Consider the following 20,080-nt stretch of genomic DNA (forward strand, 5'->3'; position numbering starts at 1 on the left):
CTGGTGACTTTTAGTCACCAGCCTTTTTGCGCTGTAGGGCGTCAGTGGAGTTTCACACTGTTTAGATACTGACTAACCCCAATATTTCTTTCTATCGACGACTTAATATACTGCGTTCTCAGCTACGACCCACTCGGGTAGCTCGGTAGTCAAGGTAACGCGATGAAATGGTTTAAGAGTGATAGAACGAGGTATTACGGAAAGTGTTTCGACTTTCCGATCGAGAAAATAGTGTTGAATGAACTGTCCTTTAGGACGGACAGAGTGGGTCACTGATCAGCGAGCTGAGGAACCCTATGGTTTACTCCTATACCGAGAAAAAACGTATTCGTAAGGATTTTGGTAAACGTCCACAAGTTTTGGACATACCTTATCTCCTTTCTATCCAACTTGACTCGTTCCAGAAATTTATCGAGCAAGATCCAGAAGGACAGCACGGCCTAGAAGCGGCATTCCGTTCTGTTTTTCCAATCCAGAGCTACAGTGGCAATTCGGAGCTGCAATACGTTAGCTACCGTCTTGGTGAGCCAGTGTTTGACGTCAAAGAGTGCCAGATCCGTGGCGTGACGTATTCAGCACCGCTGCGCGTTAAGCTGCGTCTGGTTATCTATGAGCGGGAAGCTCCTGAAGGTACGGTTAAAGACATCAAGGAACAAGAAGTCTACATGGGTGAAATTCCACTCATGACCGAGAATGGTACCTTTGTGATTAACGGTACTGAGAGGGTTATCGTATCTCAGCTTCACCGTAGTCCTGGCGTATTCTTTGACAGTGATAAGGGTAAAACCCATTCATCGGGTAAAGTGCTGTATAACGCACGTATTATCCCTTATCGCGGTTCATGGTTAGATTTCGAGTTTGACCCGAAAGATAACCTCTTTGTGCGTATTGACCGTCGCCGTAAATTACCTGCGACCATCATTCTGCGTGCATTGAACTTTACCACTGAACAGATCCTTGACCTGTTCTTTGATAAAGTTGTGTTCGAAATTCGTGATAACAAGCTGCAGATGGAGCTGGTTCCAGAGCGTCTGCGCGGTGAAACAGCTTCCTTTGACATCGAAGCTAATGGCAAGGTTTATGTCGAGAAAGCTCGCCGTATTACCGCTCGTCATATCCGTCAGCTTGAAAAAGACGGTGTGGATCGCATCGAAGTTCCGGTTGAATACATTGCCGGTAAAGTGGTCGCTAAAGACTATATCGATGAGAACACTGGCGAACTGATCTGTGCAGCCAACATGGAGCTGTCACTGGATCTGCTGGCGAAACTGAGCCAGGCTGGTCACAAACGCATTGAAACTCTGTTCACCAATGACCTGGATCACGGTGCTTATATCTCCGAGACCCTGCGCGTTGACCCAACCAGCGATCGCTTAAGCGCTCTGGTTGAGATCTATCGCATGATGCGTCCTGGTGAGCCACCAACTCGCGAAGCAGCTGAAAATCTGTTTGAGAACCTGTTCTTCTCTGAAGACCGCTACGATCTGTCTGCGGTTGGCCGGATGAAGTTCAACCGTTCACTGCTGCGTGACGAGATCGAAGGTTCCGGTATCCTGAGCAAAGAAGACATCACTGAAGTGATGAAGAAGCTCATCGATATCCGTAACGGTAAAGGCGAAGTGGATGATATCGACCACTTAGGCAACCGTCGTATTCGTTCCGTTGGTGAAATGGCTGAAAACCAGTTCCGTGTAGGTCTGGTTCGCGTTGAGCGTGCTGTTAAAGAGCGTTTGTCTCTTGGCGACCTCGACACGCTGATGCCTCAGGACATGATCAACGCCAAGCCTATTTCGGCGGCGGTGAAAGAGTTCTTCGGTTCCAGCCAGCTGTCCCAATTTATGGACCAGAACAACCCGTTGTCTGAAATCACGCATAAGCGTCGTATTTCTGCATTGGGCCCGGGCGGTTTGACCCGTGAGCGTGCTGGCTTTGAAGTTCGAGACGTTCATCCGACTCACTACGGTCGTGTATGTCCAATCGAAACGCCAGAAGGTCCAAACATCGGTCTGATCAACTCCTTGTCCGTGTACGCACAGACCAATGAGTATGGTTTCCTGGAAACTCCGTATCGTCGCGTGCGTGACGGTGTGGTGACTGATGAAATCAACTATCTGTCTGCTATTGAAGAAGGCAACTTCGTTATCGCTCAGGCGAACTCCAACCTGGACGAAGACGGCCGCTTCATCGAAGACTTAGTCACTTGTCGTAGCAAAGGCGAATCCAGCCTGTTTAGCCGCGATCAGGTTGACTATATGGACGTTTCCACTCAGCAGGTGGTGTCCGTTGGTGCTTCTCTGATTCCATTCCTAGAACACGATGACGCCAACCGCGCCTTGATGGGTGCGAACATGCAACGTCAGGCGGTTCCTACTCTGCGTGCTGATAAGCCGCTGGTTGGTACCGGTATGGAGCGTGCTGTAGCGGTTGACTCCGGGGTAACCTCCGTAGCCAAACGTGGCGGTACCGTTCAGTACGTAGATGCATCCCGTATCGTCATTAAAGTTAACGAAGACGAGATGTACCCAGGCGAAGCAGGCATTGATATTTATAACCTGACTAAGTACACCCGTTCCAACCAGAACACCTGTATCAACCAGATGCCGTGTGTGAATCTGGGTGAGCCAATCGAGCGCGGCGACGTGCTGGCAGATGGCCCATCAACAGACCTGGGTGAGCTGGCGCTGGGTCAGAACATGCGCGTAGCCTTCATGCCTTGGAATGGTTACAACTTCGAAGACTCCATCTTGGTCTCCGAGCGTGTGGTTCAAGAAGATCGCTTCACCACTATCCATATTCAGGAATTGGCATGTGTGTCTCGTGACACCAAGCTGGGGCCTGAAGAGATCACTGCCGACATCCCTAACGTGGGTGAAGCTGCGCTCTCCAAACTGGATGAATCCGGTATCGTGTATATCGGTGCTGAAGTCACCGGCGGCGACATTCTGGTTGGTAAGGTAACACCTAAAGGTGAAACCCAGCTGACTCCAGAAGAGAAGCTGTTACGTGCGATCTTCGGTGAGAAAGCGTCTGATGTTAAAGACTCTTCTCTGCGTGTACCAAACGGCGTTTCCGGTACGGTTATCGACGTGCAAGTCTTTACTCGCGATGGCGTAGAAAAAGACAAGCGCGCGTTGGAAATCGAAGAAATGCAGCTGAAGCAGGCTAAGAAAGACCTGACTGAAGAATTGCAGATTCTGGAAGCTGGCCTGTTTGCACGTATCCACGCCGTGCTGGTTTCTGGTGGTATCGAAGCTGACAAGCTGAGCAAACTGCCACGTGACCGCTGGTTGGAACTGGGCCTGACCGACGAAGACAAGCAAAACCAGCTGGAACAGCTGGCAGAGCAGTACGACGAAATGAAATCCGAATTCGAGAAGAAGATGGATGCCAAGCGTCGTAAAATCACCCAAGGCGATGATCTGGCACCGGGCGTGCTGAAAATCGTTAAAGTGTATCTGGCCGTTAAACGTCAGATTCAACCGGGTGACAAGATGGCAGGTCGTCACGGTAACAAAGGTGTTATCTCCAAGATCAACCCGATCGAAGATATGCCTTACGATGAAAACGGTACGCCGGTAGACATCGTTCTGAACCCGCTGGGCGTACCTTCGCGTATGAACATCGGTCAGATTCTGGAAACCCACTTGGGGATGGCAGCTAAAGGTATCGGCGAGAAGATCAACGCCATGCTGAAGAAGCAGGAAGACGTTGCCAAACTGCGTGAGTTCATCCAGAAAGCATACGATCTGGGCGACAACGTTTGTCAGAAAGTTGATTTGAACACCTTTACCGATGACGAAGTTATGCGTCTGGCTGAGAACCTGAAAAAAGGTATGCCAATCGCAACACCAGTCTTCGATGGTGCGAAAGAGACTGAAATCAAGGAACTGTTAAAGCTGGGTGGCCTGCCAACTTCTGGTCAGATTACCTTGTTTGACGGCCGTACCGGTGAGCAGTTCGAGCGCCAGGTTACTGTCGGCTACATGTACATGCTGAAACTGAACCACTTGGTTGATGACAAAATGCATGCGCGTTCTACCGGTTCTTACAGCTTGGTTACTCAGCAGCCGCTGGGTGGTAAAGCTCAGTTCGGTGGTCAGCGCTTCGGTGAGATGGAAGTGTGGGCGTTGGAAGCTTATGGCGCCGCGTACACCTTGCAGGAAATGCTTACCGTCAAGTCCGACGATGTAAACGGCCGTACCAAGATGTATAAAAACATCGTGGATGGCGATCACCGTATGGAACCAGGCATGCCGGAATCCTTCAACGTATTGTTGAAAGAAATCCGCTCGCTGGGCATCAATATCGAGCTGGAAGAAGAGTAAATCTTCTCCAGACGGCAGGCTCTCACAGCCGGGAGTCTGCTGGTGGTACGCACTGGTCACAGGGGCGCTCAAACCTAGGTTTGGGCGCCTATCAGGTCTAACTCCGACAGGAGCCAATCCGTGAAAGACTTATTAAAGTTTCTGAAAGCGCAAACTAAGACCGAAGAGTTTGATGCGATCAAAATTGCTCTGGCCTCGCCAGACATGATCCGTTCCTGGTCGTTCGGCGAAGTTAAAAAGCCGGAAACCATTAACTACCGTACGTTCAAACCAGAACGTGACGGCCTTTTCTGCGCCCGTATCTTTGGCCCAGTAAAAGATTACGAATGCTTGTGTGGTAAATACAAGCGTTTGAAACACCGCGGTGTAATCTGTGAGAAATGCGGCGTTGAAGTGACTCAGACCAAAGTACGCCGTGAGCGTATGGGTCACATCGAGCTGGCTTCTCCGACTGCACACATCTGGTTCCTGAAATCCTTGCCTTCGCGCATCGGTTTGTTGCTGGATATGCCACTGCGTGACATCGAACGTGTTCTGTACTTCGAATCCTATGTGGTTATCGAAGGCGGCATGACCAACCTGGAACGTCGTCAGATCCTGACTGAAGAGCAGTATCTGGACGCGTTGGAAGAGTTTGGTGATGAGTTTGACGCGAAAATGGGTGCAGAAGCGATCCAGGCCTTGTTGAAAAACATGGATCTGGAAGCCGAATGCGAAATCCTGCGCGAAGAACTGAACGAAACGAATTCTGAGACCAAGCGTAAGAAGCTGACCAAGCGTATCAAGCTGCTGGAAGCGTTCGTACAGTCTGGCAACAAGCCAGAGTGGATGATCCTGACCGTGCTGCCTGTGTTGCCGCCAGATCTGCGTCCATTGGTTCCTTTGGATGGCGGTCGCTTTGCGACTTCCGATCTGAACGATTTGTATCGTCGCGTGATCAACCGTAACAACCGTCTGAAACGCCTGCTGGATCTGGCTGCTCCTGACATCATCGTGCGTAACGAAAAGCGTATGCTGCAAGAAGCAGTAGACGCATTGCTGGATAACGGCCGTCGCGGTCGTGCAATTACCGGCTCGAACAAGCGTCCGTTGAAATCTTTGGCAGACATGATCAAAGGTAAGCAAGGTCGTTTCCGTCAGAACTTGCTGGGTAAACGTGTTGACTACTCAGGCCGTTCGGTTATCACCGTAGGTCCATACCTGCGTCTGCATCAGTGCGGTCTGCCGAAGAAAATGGCACTCGAGCTGTTCAAACCGTTCATCTACGGTAAGCTGGAACTGCGTGGTCTTGCTACCACCATCAAAGCTGCCAAGAAGATGGTTGAGCGTGAAGAAGCGGTTGTTTGGGATATTCTGGATGAAGTTATCCGCGAACACCCAGTGCTGCTGAACCGTGCACCCACCCTTCACCGTTTGGGTATCCAGGCGTTTGAACCGGTTCTGATCGAAGGTAAAGCAATTCAGCTGCATCCGCTGGTTTGTGCGGCTTATAACGCCGACTTCGATGGTGACCAGATGGCAGTTCACGTACCCTTGACGCTGGAAGCTCAGCTGGAAGCGCGTGCGTTGATGATGTCTACCAACAACATCCTGTCACCTGCGAACGGCGAGCCAATCATCGTTCCTTCTCAGGACGTTGTATTGGGTCTGTACTACATGACCCGTGACTGTGTTAACGCCAAAGGCGAAGGCATGGTGCTGAATGGCTCGAAAGAAGCTGAGCGTGTTTATCGCGCTGGCCTGGCGTCTCTGCACGCCCGAGTTAAAGTGCGTATTTCTGAAGAAATCCGTACTGCGGAAGGTGAAACCGTTTCGCAAACCAGCATCATCGATACGACTATCGGTCGTGCCATTTTGTGGATGATTGTCCCGAAAGGCCTGCCTTACTCTATCGTTAACCAGCCGCTGGGCAAAAAAGCTATCTCCAAGATGCTGAACACCTGTTACCGCATCCTAGGCTTGAAGCCAACGGTTATCTTTGCTGACCAGATCATGTACACCGGTTTTGCTTACGCAGCGCGTTCAGGCGCCTCTGTAGGTATCGATGACATGGTTATCCCTGAAGCGAAAGCTGGGATCATCGAAGAAGCTGAAACCGAAGTTGCCGAGATTCAAGAGCAGTTCCAATCTGGTCTGGTAACCGCGGGCGAACGTTATAACAAAGTGATCGATATCTGGGCCGCAGCCAACGAACGTGTTGCCAAGGCTATGATGGACAACTTGTCCGTGGAAGACGTCATCAACAGTAAAGGTGAAGTGGAGCAACAAGTTTCCTTCAACAGCATCTTTATGATGGCCGACTCCGGTGCGCGTGGTTCCGCAGCACAGATTCGTCAGCTGGCCGGTATGCGTGGCCTGATGGCTAAGCCAGATGGTTCGATCATTGAAACGCCAATCACCGCGAACTTCCGTGAAGGTTTGAACGTACTTCAGTACTTCATCTCAACCCACGGTGCGCGTAAAGGTTTGGCGGATACCGCATTGAAAACTGCGAACTCCGGTTACCTGACCCGTCGTTTAGTTGACGTGGCACAGGATCTGGTTGTAACCGAAGACGATTGTGGTACCCATAACGGTATCGTGATGACTCCGGTTATCGAAGGTGGTGATGTTAAAGAGCCACTGCGCGATCGCGTTCTAGGCCGTGTGACTGCAGAAGAAGTCTTGAAGCCGGGTACGGCTGATATTCTGGTTCCGCGTAACACCCTGTTGGACGAAAAATGGTGTGATCTGTTAGAAGAAAACTCCGTCGACAGCGTTAAAGTTCGTTCAGTTGTAAGCTGTGAAACCGATTTCGGTGTGTGTGCAAACTGCTATGGTCGTGACCTGGCGCGTGGCCACATCATCAACAAAGGTGAAGCAGTGGGTGTTATTGCAGCACAGTCCATCGGTGAGCCGGGTACCCAGCTTACGATGCGTACGTTCCACATCGGTGGTGCGGCATCTCGTGCGGCAGCAGAATCCAGCATTCAGGTTAAGAACAAAGGTACGCTGAAACTGAGCAACGCCAAGTTCGTTATGAATGCAGCAGGTAAGCTGGTTATTACTTCTCGTAATACCGAGCTGAAGCTGATCGACGAATTCGGTCGTACTAAAGAAAGCTACAAAGTGCCTTACGGTGCCGTAATGGGCAAAGGCGATGGCGCAGAAGTCCAGGGCGGGGAGACCGTTGCCAACTGGGATCCGCACATCATGCCAGTTGTGACCGAAGTGAGCGGTTTCATTCGCTTCGCGGATATGATTGACGGCCAGACCATTACCCGCCAGACCGACGAACTGACCGGTTTGTCTTCTCTGGTCGTTCTGGACTCCGCAGAGCGTACCGGTAGCGGTAAAGACCTGCGTCCAGCACTGAAAATCGTTGACGCTAAAGGCGACGATGTATTGATCCCAGGTACTGATATGCCTGCTCAATACTTCCTGCCAGGTAAAGCGATTGTTCAGCTGGAAGACGGTATTCAGATCGGTGCTGGTGATACTTTGGCGCGTATTCCGCAGGAATCCAGCGGTACCAAGGATATTACCGGTGGTCTGCCACGTGTTGCTGACTTGTTCGAAGCACGTCGTCCGAAAGAGCCTGCAATCCTGGCTGAAATCAGCGGGATCATCTCGTTCGGTAAAGAGACCAAAGGCAAGCGTCGTCTGGTGATTTCACCGTTGGATGGTAGCGATGCATACGAAGAGATGATTCCTAAGTGGCGTCAGCTCAACGTGTTCGAAGGTGAAGTTGTAGAACGCGGTGACGTGGTTTCCGACGGCCCAGAATCTCCACACGACATTCTGCGTCTGCGTGGCGTTCACGCCGTGACCCGTTACATCACCAACGAAGTGCAGGAAGTTTACCGTCTGCAAGGCGTTAAGATTAACGATAAACACATCGAAGTTATCGTTCGTCAGATGCTGCGTAAAGGCACCATCGTTGATGCAGGTGGCACCGACTTCCTGGAAGGCGAGCAGGCAGAAATGTCTCGCGTTAAAATCGCTAACCGTAAGTTGGCAGCTGAAGGCAAAATCGAGGCCACGTTCACTCGTGACCTGCTGGGTATCACCAAGGCATCCTTGGCGACCGAGTCCTTCATCTCTGCAGCATCGTTCCAGGAAACTACGCGTGTTCTTACCGAAGCGGCCGTTGCCGGTAAACGTGATGAACTGCGTGGCCTGAAAGAGAACGTAATCGTTGGTCGTCTGATTCCAGCCGGTACCGGTTACGCTTATCATCAGGATCGCATGCGTCGTAAAGCTCAGGGCGAAACCCCTGTTGTTCCGCAGGTTAGCGCGGATGAAGCAACTGCCAACCTGGCTGAATTGCTTAACGCAGGTTTCGGTAACAGCAAAGACTAATCTCTTTGTTGGCCAGTAACGTAAAAATACTCCTTCGGGGGTAATGCCAATCAGTATAAGGATCCGTTGAACGATTCTTATACTGAGTAAAATCCGAGAATGTTTTCATTCTCGGATTTTTTTTACGCCGATTTTCAAGATGTTGACCTCATTTCTTTCCACGATGCTATTTGTCATCCCCCTTACTTTCTCAGCCAGGCATGATACCGTCGTATCTGAATACACCTTAAATATTCAATACATTCTATTTTTAATTTTATTATTTCTATAATAAGTCTGCATGCTTACATTTATTCTCGATAGAATGTTTTTCTGAATTATGTTAATTGTAATAGAGTATTTGCTATATATCGTAGGAGTTTTATCTTATATAAGGATATAAATTTATGATAGGTGCTACTAATAACTGGATCGGATTGGTAGATGAATCAAGGTTTCTGAGTGAACTCTCTATTCCTGGAACTCATGATTCCGCTGCATATACCCATCATCCTATTTCATTTGGATATGTTCAGACGCAGCGATGGAATATAAGAGAGCAATTAGATCATGGTATAAGATTTCTCGATATCAGGTGTCGTCTTATTGAAAATGTATTAACTCTGCACCATGGAAGCGTTTATTTAGGTTTAAATTTCGGAGATATATTAGCGACTTGTATTAAGTTTTTATCAGATAATCCGACAGAATTTATTATACTTTCAGTTAAAAAAGAATATACCGAAAAAGATAGTACCATGCCATTTCACAAGGTCATGTCTGAGCGATATATAAAAAATCATAATGACTTTTTTTTCATAAAAAATAAAATTCCGACTGTTAAGGAGATTGCTGGGAAAATTGTTCTTTTTCGGCGTTATTACGGAGGTGATTTAGGTATTAATGCTACTCAATGGAAAGATAATGACACCTTTACGATCAAAAATAGAAATTACAATATATATATTCAAGATAAATACTCTGGCTATAATTTTTCAAACTTTGATAACAAAAGAGAATATGTGGCTAAATTAATAAAACGTGCCAGGGTTAGGGAAAAGAATGCATTATATATTAACTTTACCAGTTTAAGTGATGTGACTGTGACTCCAAAATTAGGGGCGGTGGGTAATGTTTTTATACATGGACTTAATAAATGGTTTGCTGATGAATACAGGAAATGTAAAACATGTCAATTAGGAATAATAGTCTCTGATTTTGTCGATACCAATAATGCAGCAATGATGAATATCATTTTGAGATCAAATTTTGACATCGATTAAACGTACGAAATTGACTGGATAAGCTCAATCATACTTCAAGCTTCATACAAGGATGTAATTTATGAATAGAAAGAATTGGATGGGGAAGTTAGGTAATTCAATGTTACTGAGTAACGTATCTATTCCTGGAACAAATAACTCAGCGGTTTTTTTTCCTTTTATGACACCAACGGGACAGATTCAGACCCAACTATGGGATATAGATATCCAATTGAATAACGGCATTCGTTTCTTGGATATAAGATGTCGCCTGGTTGAGGATGTATTAGCACTCTATCATAGTAACGTCTATCTGAATCAGAACCTCAGCGATGTATTAGCTAGTTGCTTGGTATTTATAAAAAATAACCCGACAGAGTTTATTATGCTTTCGATAAAACAGGAGGGTAGCAACGAAATATTTAACGACGTTTTATTAAGAAGTTACTTAGTTGCATATATTGATTATTTTTTTATCGAGAACAGAATACCCTCTATTGAGGAAATTCGAGGAAAAATAATCCTATTACGTCGATATCAAGGCGGAGAGCAGGGAATTAATATCATGCCATGGGAAGATAATAAAACTTTTGTTATCGATAATGGTTATTGTAAAGTGCATGTGCAGGACGAATATTCTGATTATACCGTATTGTCAATAATAAATAAAAGAAAGCCCATTAATGACTTAATCGAGTTGGCTAAAAGTAAAAGAGATGATGAAATATATATTAATTACACAAGTATAGGTGGATACCTGGTTACTCCTTTTATCGGAGCTAACGGATTTACAGACTATGATGGTATTAATAAGTGGTTTTCTATTGAATATAAATATAGAACCAAAAGTTATTTGGGGATCATTGTGTCTGATTGTGTTGATGCGCAAGAGGGCGAAATTATAGACACAGTGATTAATGCCAACTTTTAAGTGGCTGTGACTTTTCGAATCGAGTTAAAGCCAGCTTCAGTGCTGCCAGCACTGGAGCTGCTTTACCCGCTCAATAATTTAATTCAACACCCTTACAACACTTAATCTATGGGTGTAGAGCCGAGCGATGAGAGAGAACGCCCCAAATAGCGATCCCAGTCTTTCCAGACCGGTTGTAAGCCGGTTTGAATGAGAGCCTGTGCCACCTGCTGTGGCGAGCGATTATCATGGGGTGCAAACTGTTCCAACTCCGGATGTTCGTCATCGGCATAACCGCCCGGCTGGGTTTTCGAACCGGCGCTGACGCTGTTAATCGCCACCGGAATAACGTGATCGCGAAAGAACGGTGACTCCCTAGTGGAGAGTGACAGTTCTACATCAGGAGCAAACAGGCGAAAAGCACAGATCAGTTGCACCAACTGCGATTCGCTCATCAGTGACGCTGGCTCAATTCCGCCAGCGCATGGACGCAAACGTGGAAACGAGATGGAATAGCGGGTTTGCCAGTAAGTTTGTTGTAGATAAAACAAATGCTCAGCCAGCATATAGCAATCAGTACGCCAGTTATGAGACAAACCGATCAGTGCGCCCAAACCGATCTTGTCGATCCCCGCGCGACCCAAACGATCCGGCGTGGCGAGTCGCCAATGGAAATCCTGCTTCTGCCCGCGTAAATGATGCTGGTGGTAGGTGGCGGTGTGATAAGTTTCCTGATACACCATCACCGCGTCCAAACCCAAGGTTTTCAGCTCGGCGTACTCTTCTTCTTCCAGCGGTTGCACCTCCATCATCAGCGAGCTGAAACGGCCGCGAATGGTGGGTAAATGCTGCCTGAAATAGTCCATTCCCACTTTGGTTTGATGCTCACCGGTAACCAACAATAGATGCTCAAATCCCAGGGCTTTAATCGCTTCGCACTCGCGAATAATTTCCTCTTCATCCAACGTCTTACGCTTAATCCGGTTACTCATTGAGAAACCGCAGTAGGTGCAATCATTGGCGCACAGATTAGAGAGATACAGCGGCACATAAAAACCAACGGTATTACCGAAGCGTTGGCGAGTAAGCTGTTGAGCTTTCTGTGCCATCGGTTCCAGATAAGCTAACGCCGCCGGTGAAATCAACGCCATCAGATCTTCCCGATCCGGCTTGCTGCTATTTAACGCCCGTTCTACATCACGGGCGGTTTTACTGTTGATGCGCAGTGAAATGTCATCCCAATCTAACTGCTGCCAGCGATGACGAAAGTCTTCAGGCATTATGGCGTTCCTCACTTTGGCTAAGGAAAGCGGTCAGCGGGCTGGTGGCGCTAGCCTGCTGTTGGCGAGGGCCTAAACCGGCCAGACGAGCCAGCGTTCCAGCTTCGACGGCCAGTTTAAATGCCTGCGCCATTCGCACTGGCGATTGGGCAACGGCGATGGCGGTATTGACCAGAACCGCGTCTGCACCCAATTCCATTGCTTCCAACGCATGGCTAGGTGCGCCAATTCCAGCGTCGACTACGACAGGTACTTTGGCTTGTTCGATAATAATCCGCAGGAAATCACGAGTTAGCAGCCCCAGATTAGAGCCAATCGGGGAAGCAAGCGGCATCACGGCGGCACAGCCAACTTCTTCCAGACGTTTGCATAGTACCGGATCGGCGCCGCAGTAAGGCATGACCACAAAGCCATCTTTGACCAGAATCTCTGCCGCTTTCAGGGTTTCTACTGGATCTGGCAGCAGATATTTTACGTCTGGATGTACTTCCAGTTTGATCCAATGCGTACCCAGCGCTTCCCGAGCCAAACGCGCAGCAAACACTGCTTCTTCCGCAGTTTTTGCTCCAGAAGTATTAGGCAGCAAACGAATACCAAGCTGTTGCAATGGAGCCAGAATAGCGTCATTGCCTGATTTCAGATCCACCCGTTTCATCGCCATGGTCACTAACTGCGATTCGGAGGCGCGCAATGCGTCCAGCATCAAGGCTGGCGTGGCAAATTTTCCCGTTCCGGTAAATAAACGTGAGGTAAAAGTGGTATCAGCAATTTTCAACATATCAGCCTCCGGCAATCGCTTGAAACAGCAAAATGTCATCGCCATTCAGTAACAAATGGTGATCCCAGTTATCACGGGGAATGATGGTTTGATTGATAGCCAGCGCGGTGCCCGGCTGGTCATAACCCAATTGGCTTAGCATGGAATTGACCGTCAGGTTAGCTTCCAACTCGATGAGTTCATCATTGATCGAGACTTTCACTGGGCTTCTCCACAGATTTGGCAATGACAGGCTTTGCTTAAGCGTAGAGTGCTCCAGCTTTGCTGTTTTCCATCAAATAAGCGCAGTTTCCCGCTCAGCGCCGATGGCATTCCCGCCAGCATTTTTATCGCTTCTAATGCTTGCAGGGTGCCGATGACGCCGACAACTGGGCCAAGGACGCCAGCAGTGCGACAATTTCTTTGCTGCGTTTCTTTTCCGGGATAAAGGCAGGCGTAGCAGCCGTTGGCGTAAGGCGGTTCGATAATCAGTAATTGGCCGCTGAATCCGACTGCGCTGCCGCTAATCAAGGGTTTTCCAGCTTGTACGCAGGCAGCGTTGACTTGATGGCGGGTTGCCATGTTATCGCAGCAATCCAGCACCAGATCAGCGGCGGCAACGGCGTCAGCCAGATCGCTACCGGCTAAACGTCTATCAAGGCTGATAGTTTCAATTTGCGGATTAAGATTCTGTAAACGACGCTGAGCTAACTGAGCTTTGCTCTGGCCGATATCGGTGGTGCAATAAAGAACCTGCCGCTGTAGGTTACTGATATCCAATGTATCGTCATCGGCTAGCCACAGTTTCCCAACTCCCGCAGCGGCTAAATACAGCGCGGCCGGAGAGCCAAGGCCGCCCAGACCGACAATCAGCACGCTAGACTGCTTGAACTTCTGCTGTCCCTCCGGGCCGATATCTTCCAACAATAATTGGCGGCTATAGCGCAGGAAATCCTGATCGTTCAACTGTTCATAAGGCATGAATTGTCTCCTTACCTTCAACCAAACGCAGTAATTCCGCGGTTGTGTGCTGCCAATTTTCCGCACGAGTAATGGCACTGACCACAGCTACGCTACCCACGCCGCTGGCGACTACCTGCGGCACGCGCTCCATAGTGATGCCACCAATGGCAACCGTAGGGAAATCGGAGGTTTTGGCGACCTGACGGGTTAACGCCGCGACTCCCTGAGGAGAAGACGGCATGTGCTTGGTTTCGGTTGGGAAAATGTGTCCCAAAGCGATATAAGACGGGCGCAGTTCCCGCGCTAGCGCCAGTTCTTGCTCATCATGAGTAGACACGCCGAGGCGTAAACCGGCGCGTTGAATGGCCGGTAAATCGGCGATTTCCAGATCTTCCTGTCCCAGATGAACGCCGTAAGCACCGTATTTGATGGCTAACTGCCAGTAATCGTTGATGAATAGCCGAGCCTGATAGCGCTTACCTAAGGCAATTGCGGCGGCAATATCATCCTCGACCTGCATGTCCGTTGCGTCTTTGATACGCAGTTGCAGCGTAGTAACGCCAGCTTCCAGCATGCGCTCGATCCATTCCAGTGAATCCACCACTGGATAAAGTCCTAGCCGATTTTCGGTAGTAGCAAAAGGTGCGTCAGGCTTGTTCATCATTGACCTCTACCTGACGAATGCTGGCGCTGTGATATAACTCGCTGCCACGAGAACGGAATTCGGCGGACATTTGTTCCATGCCGGATTGCTGGGTTTCCAATGAGGGTTGGATCTGGATTTTTTGGGCCTCTGCCTCCTGCGCTGCCGCGTAGTCGCGCACTTCCTGGGAGATCTTCATCGAACAGAATTTCGGCCCGCACATGGAACAGAAGTGAGCCACTTTGCCAGACTCCTGCGGCAGGGTTTCATCGTGATAAGCGCGTGCGGTTTCAGGATCTAACGCTAGATTGAACTGATCTTCCCAACGGAATTCAAAACGCGCTTTGGACATAGCGTTATCGCGAATTTGTGCACCGGGATGCCCCTTGGCCAGATCCGCAGCGTGAGCGGCGATTTTGTAGGTAATAAGTCCTTGTTTAACATCTTCTTTGTTTGGCAGACCCAGATGTTCTTTCGGCGTGACGTAACACAGCATGGCGCAGCCAAACCAGCCGATCATAGCGGCACCAATGCCGGAAGTGAAATGATCGTAACCCGGTGCGATATCGGTGGTTAGCGGCCCCAGCGTATAGAATGGCGCTTCGTGGCAATGTTCCAGTTCTTCTGTCATATTACGGCGGATCATTTGCATTGGTACGTGGCCGGGACCTTCGATCATCACCTGCACGTCGTATTCCCAGGCGATCTTGGTTAACTCGCCCAAAGTATGCAATTCGGCAAATTGCGCTTCATCATTGGCATCTTGAATAGAACCGGGGCGCAGGCCGTCACCCAGTGATAATGAAACGTCGTAAGCGGCGCAGATTTGGCAGATTTCGCGGAAATGCTGATACAGGAAGTTTTCCTGATGATGGGATAGACACCATTTGGCCATGATCGAACCGCCGCGGGAGACGATGCCGGTCAGGCGTTTGGCGGTCATTGGTACGTAACGCAGCAGTACGCCTGCGTGAATGGTGAAGTAATCCACTCCTTGCTCGGCTTGTTCCAGCAAAGTGTCGCGAAACATTTCCCAGGTCAGGTTTTCCGCCACGCCGTTCACTTTTTCCAGCGCCTGGTAGATAGGTACAGTCCCGATCGGCACCGGGCTATTACGCAAAATCCATTCGCGGGTTTCGTGAATATAGCGGCCGGTGGACAAGTCCATGACGGTATCCGCGCCCCAGCGGGTGGACCAGACCAGCTTTTCCACTTCTTCTTCGATAGAGGAGGTCACTGCGGAATTACCGATATTGGCATTCACTTTTACTAGGAAATTCCGGCCAATAATCATCGGCTCAGATTCTGGATGGTTAATATTGGCGGGGATAATGGCGCGGCCAGCGGCGACTTCCTGACGAACAAATTCCGGCGTAATATTTTCCGGTAAATGGGCACCAAAGGCTTGTCCCGGGTGCTGGTGGCGTAACACTTCGCCGCGAATACGTTCACGACCCATGTTTTCCCGAATAGCGATAAATTCCATTTCCGGCGTGACGATACCCGCTCTGGCGTAGTGCAGTTGGGTTACGCATTTGCCCGCAATCGCCTTTTTAGGGCGTGGCAAATGTTCGAAACGTAAATGATCCAAACCTTCATCCGCTAAACGCTGCTGAGTGAAACCGGAGCTTACGCCCTCCAGCATTTCGGTATCCTGACGATCGGCGATCCAGCTATCGCGCAGTTTCGGTAATCCTGCGTGAACATCTAGTTTGGCCTGAGGATCGCCGTAGGGACCCGCGGTGTCATAGACTGGAATCGCTTCGTTATCTTCATAGCGAGGATCGTCTTTGCCGCCGCCGATTAAGGTTGGGCTGAGCTGAATCTCACGCATCGGCACCTGAATGTCCGATCTTGAGCCTTGCAGGTAGATCCGTTGAGAATTAGGGAAGCTAACGCCTTGTAGCGTATTGATAAACTGTTGGGCATCTTCACGTTGTTCTTTGCGTGGACGGGCTTTGGGTTTGGCTGATGCAGCCAATGGAGAAGCATGAGTATTATTAGACATAGCAAATTCCTACCAGTGTGGTTTATTGGGAAAATTGCTTGTCTGGAGCTTGGCGGGAGTAACGATGTTAGCCAGGTGCGACGGAGCTCATCCATTAAAGGTGAAAGCCGTGCGATAGCGATAAATTACTCTTGTTCCCTTCGCGGGTACTAACCCGATCAGGTTCCGCGGATCCCGAATTAACGGTCTCAGCCTGCGCGTTGCTTGGATAAAAAGCCTGCGCTAGGCACTCCGACAAGAAGCCTCAGTATAGGAGAGAGAATAAAAACTACAAGTATGTCTTATAAGCTATTTTATTTGTCGTTTTGAATTTGGGCTGTGATCCAAATGCTCGCGACTCAGTGTAAGCTCAAGTTTGCGTAATAGATCCGCGCGAATAATGGCGTTAATTCTTCGGATCTTCGGTGGCCGCAGGGTGAGCGGCTTCCCAGGATTCGGCGGCCAGTTGGATCAATTTGTCTTCCAGAGTAAAACGAGCGTCAAGCGCTTCGCCGATGTCCGATAATGCCTGATGGAATTCGAAGCAGCTATCCTGATCGATCTCATTGTCGGTATAGCGATCGTGGAAAGCCATGATAGTTTGAGTATTATCTTTTAGCGCCGGATAGAACTTGGTTGCCAGCGCCATTTTTGGGCTAGAGGCACCTTCTGCCTGTTTGATTATTCGGTCGTAAATATGGAAGTGGCCGGAGGAGAGGTAATCCACCAAATTATGGCAAAAGTTCTCCAGCGCTTTTTGATTGAGCGGGGTATGCTTTTCCTTTAGCGGTTTAATACCGATCACGGTGCAATACGAGACTAACAGTTCTTTGCGTGCATGAAGCCATTGATCAATTAATTCATTACTGCCGCCAACGCGTTGAGTCAGGCTTTCCAGTCGGTTGAGCATGATTGACTCCGTGAGTAAGAAAAAGTAACGGTAGGTTACAAAAATGTAACAAGCCAGATTCTAGATTGCCAGTGAAGTCGAGGTTGTGCAACAACGATATGGAACTACAACTTACAGGTGAGGAACATGGCTGGTGGATCGTTAGCCATGAGAACAAATTGTGGCTGCCCAAAGGGGAATTACCCTACGGTAGCGCGGCACTTTGGTCATTACAGGGAAAAACGGCCCGACAGATCGGCGAATGGCAAGGGCAGGCGGTTTGGTTAATTCGCCAACTGATGTCCAGCGAAATGGGATCGGTGCGTCAGTTACTGGATGTCGATCGCGGTTTATTCCAGTTGGCTGGTCGTGGCGTGCAATTGGCGGAGTTTTACCGATCTCACCGTTTTTGCGGTTACTGCGGTCATCAAATGCATGCCAGCCGCACCGAATGGGCCTGTCTGTGCAACCATTGCCGTGAACGTTATTATCCGCAAATCGCGCCCTGCGTAATCGTAGCGATTCGGCGCGGCGAAGAAATTTTGCTGGCTCAGCATGTGCGTCATCGTGGCGGCATTCATACGGTATTAGCAGGTTTTGTCGAAGTGGGCGAAACGCTGGAACAGGCGACCGCCCGCGAAGTGATGGAAGAAAGCAATATTCGTATTAAAAATCTACACTACGTGACCTCGCAGCCCTGGCCGTTCCCGCATTCATTGATGATTGCTTTTATGGCGGAGTATGACAGCGGCGAATTGCGCCACGATCCAAAAGAATTGCTCAACGCCAATTGGTATCGTTACGATCAACTGCCGCTGTTGCCGCCGCCCGGTACTGTAGCCCGCCGTTTAATCGAAGATACCGTGGCATTGTGCCGCACCGAACAGGACAGCTAAATCAGGCATGCTACAATAGCGCCAGATCATTAAGGGAGCCCCATATGAATGAGTTGAAGAACGATCGTTATCTGCGCGCCTTACTTCGTCAGCCCGTAGATGTTACCCCAGTATGGATGATGCGGCAGGCGGGGCGTTATTTGCCAGAATACAAGGCGACCCGTGCGCAGGCCGGGGATTTTATGGCGCTGTGTAAGAACGCAGAGTTAGCCTGTGAAGTCACTTTGCAGCCTTTGCGTCGCTATCCGCTGGACGCGGCGATCCTATTCTCCGATATTCTGACCATTCCTGACGCAATGGGATTGGGGCTTTATTTTGAAACGGGCGAAGGCCCGCGTTTTCAATCACCGATTACTTGTCGTGCTGACGTCGAAAAACTGCCAATACCGGACCCAGAGCAAGAACTGGGCTATGTGATGAACGCAGTACGCACCATTCGCCGCGAGCTGGCAGGGCAAGTGCCGCTGATCGGTTTCTCTGGTAGCCCGTGGACGCTGGCGACCTATATGGTCGAAGGTGGTAGCAGCAAAGCCTTTACCAAGCTGAAAAAAATGATGTATGCCGAACCGGCTACGTTGCATCTGCTGCTGGATAAATTGGCCGATAGCGTGATTTTGTATCTGAATGCGCAAATTAAAGCCGGTGCGCAGTCGGTGATGGTGTTTGATACTTGGGGCGGCGTATTGACTGGCCGTGACTACCTCGAATTCTCCCTGCAATATATGCACAAAATTGTCGCCGGTTTGATCCGCGAGAACGACGGCCGTCGTGTGCCAGTCACTCTCTTCACCAAAGGCGGCGGACAGTGGCTGGAAGCAATGGCGGCAACCGGTTGTGATGCATTAGGGTTGGATTGGACTCTGGATATCGCTGAAGCACGTCGTCGCGTGGGCGATAAAGTGGCTCTACAAGGCAATATGGATCCCTCGGTGTTGTATGCGCCAGCAGCACGTATTCAGCAGGAGGTAAGCTCGATTCTGGCTGGCTTTGGGCATGGCGAAGGCCACGTGTTCAATCTGGGCCACGGTATCCATCAGGATGTGCCGCCAGAGCATGCGGGCGTATTCGTTGAAGCGGTACACAACCTGTCGCGCCAATATCATGTTTAAACCAAGATCGCGTATAAATTAATATTACGTATCGATAAAACCACGTCTAAGCGGAGGAAACAGGGTGGATACTCAGGGATTGCGTCAGGAACAACGACAGCGAGCCGCGGAAATTATCCTCCATGACGATCCTGACTTCAGGGTGCCACAATGGATTGCCGGTGCCGACGTCGGTTTTGAGCAACAGGGGACGGTAACGCGAGCGGCTATCGCCATTCTACGTTATCCCTCCCTTGAGTTAGTGGAATATCAAATAGCCAGAGTTGCCACTTCCTTGCCCTATATTCCGGGTTTGCTTTCTTTTCGTGAGTATCCCGCGTTGATGGCGGCCTGGGCGCAGTTACAGCATCGGCCCGATTTAGTGCTGGTGGACGGGCAGGGTGTTGCGCATCCACGTCGATTAGGCGTAGCCAGCCATTTTGGCCTGCTGGCGGATGTACCAACCATTGGCGTGGCGAAAAGTCGCCTGTGCGGTCAGTTTTCCCCTTTAGAAAACAATACCTTGCAACCATTGATTGATGGGGATGAACCATTGGGCTGGGTATGGCGGAGTAAACCGCGCTGTAATCCGCTGTTTATTTCGCCAGGGCACCGTATCAGTATGGATAGCGCATTGGTTTGGGTTCAAAACTGTATGCGGGGTTACCGTTTACCGGAGCCAACACGTTGGGCTGATGCTATCGCGTCGAATCGACCTGCTTTTCAGCGTTGGCTGGCAATAGCGACAAAAGGTTAAAAA

Annotated in this window: 14 protein-coding genes and 1 riboswitch; of the genes, 7 read left to right on the forward strand and 7 right to left on the reverse strand. The window is 49.5% G+C overall.

The window, feature by feature from the left end:
- Window positions 1-296: 296 nt before the first annotated feature.
- The 4 genes from rpoB to DBA33_RS18580 all read left to right on the forward strand — a co-directional run bounded on the left by rpoB (window position 297) and on the right by DBA33_RS18580 (window position 10,838).
- A complete protein-coding gene (gene rpoB, locus DBA33_RS18565; RefSeq protein ID WP_064514252.1) occupies window positions 297-4,325 on the forward strand; it encodes a DNA-directed RNA polymerase subunit beta in 4,029 nt (1,342 codons plus the stop codon).
- 120 nt (window positions 4,326-4,445) lie between these two features.
- Window positions 4,446-8,666, forward strand: a complete 4,221-nt coding sequence (rpoC, locus tag DBA33_RS18570) for a DNA-directed RNA polymerase subunit beta' (RefSeq protein WP_064514250.1) — start codon at window positions 4,446-4,448, stop codon at window positions 8,664-8,666.
- Window positions 8,667-9,052: 386 nt separating this feature from the next.
- Window positions 9,053-9,928 carry a phosphatidylinositol-specific phospholipase C gene (locus tag DBA33_RS18575; protein WP_064514248.1) on the forward strand — a complete coding sequence of 292 codons (876 nt, stop codon included), beginning with the start codon at window positions 9,053-9,055 and terminating at the stop codon, window positions 9,926-9,928.
- A gap of 61 nt (window positions 9,929-9,989) precedes the next feature.
- Window positions 9,990-10,838 (forward strand): phosphatidylinositol-specific phospholipase C, encoded by an 849-nt coding sequence (locus DBA33_RS18580; RefSeq protein WP_120806957.1) that lies wholly within the window; start codon window positions 9,990-9,992, stop codon window positions 10,836-10,838.
- Between the two features lie 101 nt (window positions 10,839-10,939).
- Here DBA33_RS18580 and thiH read toward each other — a convergent pair whose 3' ends face one another.
- From thiH to DBA33_RS18615, 7 genes are all read right to left on the reverse strand, one after another.
- On the reverse strand, window positions 10,940-12,097 hold the full coding sequence (gene thiH, locus DBA33_RS18585; RefSeq protein WP_064514244.1) for a 2-iminoacetate synthase ThiH: 1,158 nt from the start codon (window positions 12,095-12,097) through the stop codon (window positions 10,940-10,942).
- Window positions 12,090-12,875, reverse strand: a complete 786-nt coding sequence (locus DBA33_RS18590) for a thiazole synthase (RefSeq protein WP_064514242.1) — start codon at window positions 12,873-12,875, stop codon at window positions 12,090-12,092. Before DBA33_RS18590 ends, thiH begins: the two co-directional genes overlap by 8 nt.
- A gap of 1 nt (window position 12,876) precedes the next feature.
- The gene (gene thiS / locus DBA33_RS18595) at window positions 12,877-13,077 is read right to left on the reverse strand and encodes a sulfur carrier protein ThiS (protein WP_064514240.1); all 201 of its coding nucleotides are present in this window, start codon (window positions 13,075-13,077) and stop codon (window positions 12,877-12,879) included.
- The gene (locus DBA33_RS18600; RefSeq protein WP_064514238.1) at window positions 13,074-13,835 is read right to left on the reverse strand and encodes a HesA/MoeB/ThiF family protein; all 762 of its coding nucleotides are present in this window, start codon (window positions 13,833-13,835) and stop codon (window positions 13,074-13,076) included. Before DBA33_RS18600 ends, thiS begins: the two co-directional genes overlap by 4 nt.
- Window positions 13,825-14,478, reverse strand: coding sequence for a thiamine phosphate synthase (thiE, locus tag DBA33_RS18605; RefSeq protein WP_064518310.1), 654 nt, complete (start codon window positions 14,476-14,478; stop codon window positions 13,825-13,827). Before thiE ends, DBA33_RS18600 begins: the two co-directional genes overlap by 11 nt.
- Complete coding sequence (thiC, locus tag DBA33_RS18610; RefSeq protein WP_064514236.1) at window positions 14,465-16,468, reverse strand: phosphomethylpyrimidine synthase ThiC; 2,004 nt, start codon at window positions 16,466-16,468, stop codon at window positions 14,465-14,467. The genes thiE and thiC overlap by 14 nt, the downstream gene beginning before the upstream one ends.
- A gap of 118 nt (window positions 16,469-16,586) precedes the next feature.
- A riboswitch (TPP riboswitch) is annotated at window positions 16,587-16,712 on the reverse strand.
- A 141-nt stretch (window positions 16,713-16,853) separates the two neighbouring features.
- A complete protein-coding gene (locus tag DBA33_RS18615; protein ID WP_064514234.1) occupies window positions 16,854-17,357 on the reverse strand; it encodes an Rsd/AlgQ family anti-sigma factor in 504 nt (167 codons plus the stop codon).
- Window positions 17,358-17,455: 98 nt separating this feature from the next.
- Between DBA33_RS18615 and nudC the strand changes: the two genes are divergently transcribed.
- The 3 genes from nudC to nfi all read left to right on the forward strand — a co-directional run bounded on the left by nudC (window position 17,456) and on the right by nfi (window position 20,077).
- Window positions 17,456-18,232, forward strand: coding sequence for an NAD(+) diphosphatase (nudC, locus tag DBA33_RS18620; protein ID WP_064514232.1), 777 nt, complete (start codon window positions 17,456-17,458; stop codon window positions 18,230-18,232).
- Window positions 18,233-18,276: 44 nt separating this feature from the next.
- Window positions 18,277-19,341: a uroporphyrinogen decarboxylase gene (hemE, locus tag DBA33_RS18625; RefSeq protein WP_064514230.1), complete on the forward strand. Its 1,065-nt coding sequence runs from the start codon at window positions 18,277-18,279 to the stop codon at window positions 19,339-19,341.
- 64 nt (window positions 19,342-19,405) lie between these two features.
- A complete protein-coding gene (gene nfi, locus DBA33_RS18630; RefSeq protein WP_064514228.1) occupies window positions 19,406-20,077 on the forward strand; it encodes a deoxyribonuclease V in 672 nt (223 codons plus the stop codon).
- Window positions 20,078-20,080: the final 3 nt, after the last annotated feature.

This window comes from Yersinia sp. IP36721, from assembly GCF_003634395.1.
Lineage (GTDB): Bacteria > Pseudomonadota > Gammaproteobacteria > Enterobacterales > Enterobacteriaceae > Yersinia > Yersinia entomophaga.

Coding starts and splice junctions, on each gene's coding strand:
- rpoB (WP_064514252.1), top strand. CDS start 297: ATGGTTTACTCCTATACCGAGAAAAAACGTATTCGTAAGGATTTTGGT.
- DBA33_RS18575 (WP_064514248.1), top strand. CDS start 9,053: ATGATAGGTGCTACTAATAACTGGATCGGATTGGTAGATGAATCAAGG.
- DBA33_RS18580 (WP_120806957.1), top strand. CDS start 9,990: ATGAATAGAAAGAATTGGATGGGGAAGTTAGGTAATTCAATGTTACTG.
- thiH (WP_064514244.1), bottom strand. CDS start 12,097: ATGCCTGAAGACTTTCGTCATCGCTGGCAGCAGTTAGATTGGGATGAC.
- DBA33_RS18590 (WP_064514242.1), bottom strand. CDS start 12,875: ATGTTGAAAATTGCTGATACCACTTTTACCTCACGTTTATTTACCGGA.
- DBA33_RS18600 (WP_064514238.1), bottom strand. CDS start 13,835: ATGCCTTATGAACAGTTGAACGATCAGGATTTCCTGCGCTATAGCCGC.
- thiE (WP_064518310.1), bottom strand. CDS start 14,478: ATGAACAAGCCTGACGCACCTTTTGCTACTACCGAAAATCGGCTAGGA.
- thiC (WP_064514236.1), bottom strand. CDS start 16,468: ATGTCTAATAATACTCATGCTTCTCCATTGGCTGCATCAGCCAAACCC.
- DBA33_RS18615 (WP_064514234.1), bottom strand. CDS start 17,357: ATGCTCAACCGACTGGAAAGCCTGACTCAACGCGTTGGCGGCAGTAAT.
- nudC (WP_064514232.1), top strand. CDS start 17,456: ATGGAACTACAACTTACAGGTGAGGAACATGGCTGGTGGATCGTTAGC.
- hemE (WP_064514230.1), top strand. CDS start 18,277: ATGAATGAGTTGAAGAACGATCGTTATCTGCGCGCCTTACTTCGTCAG.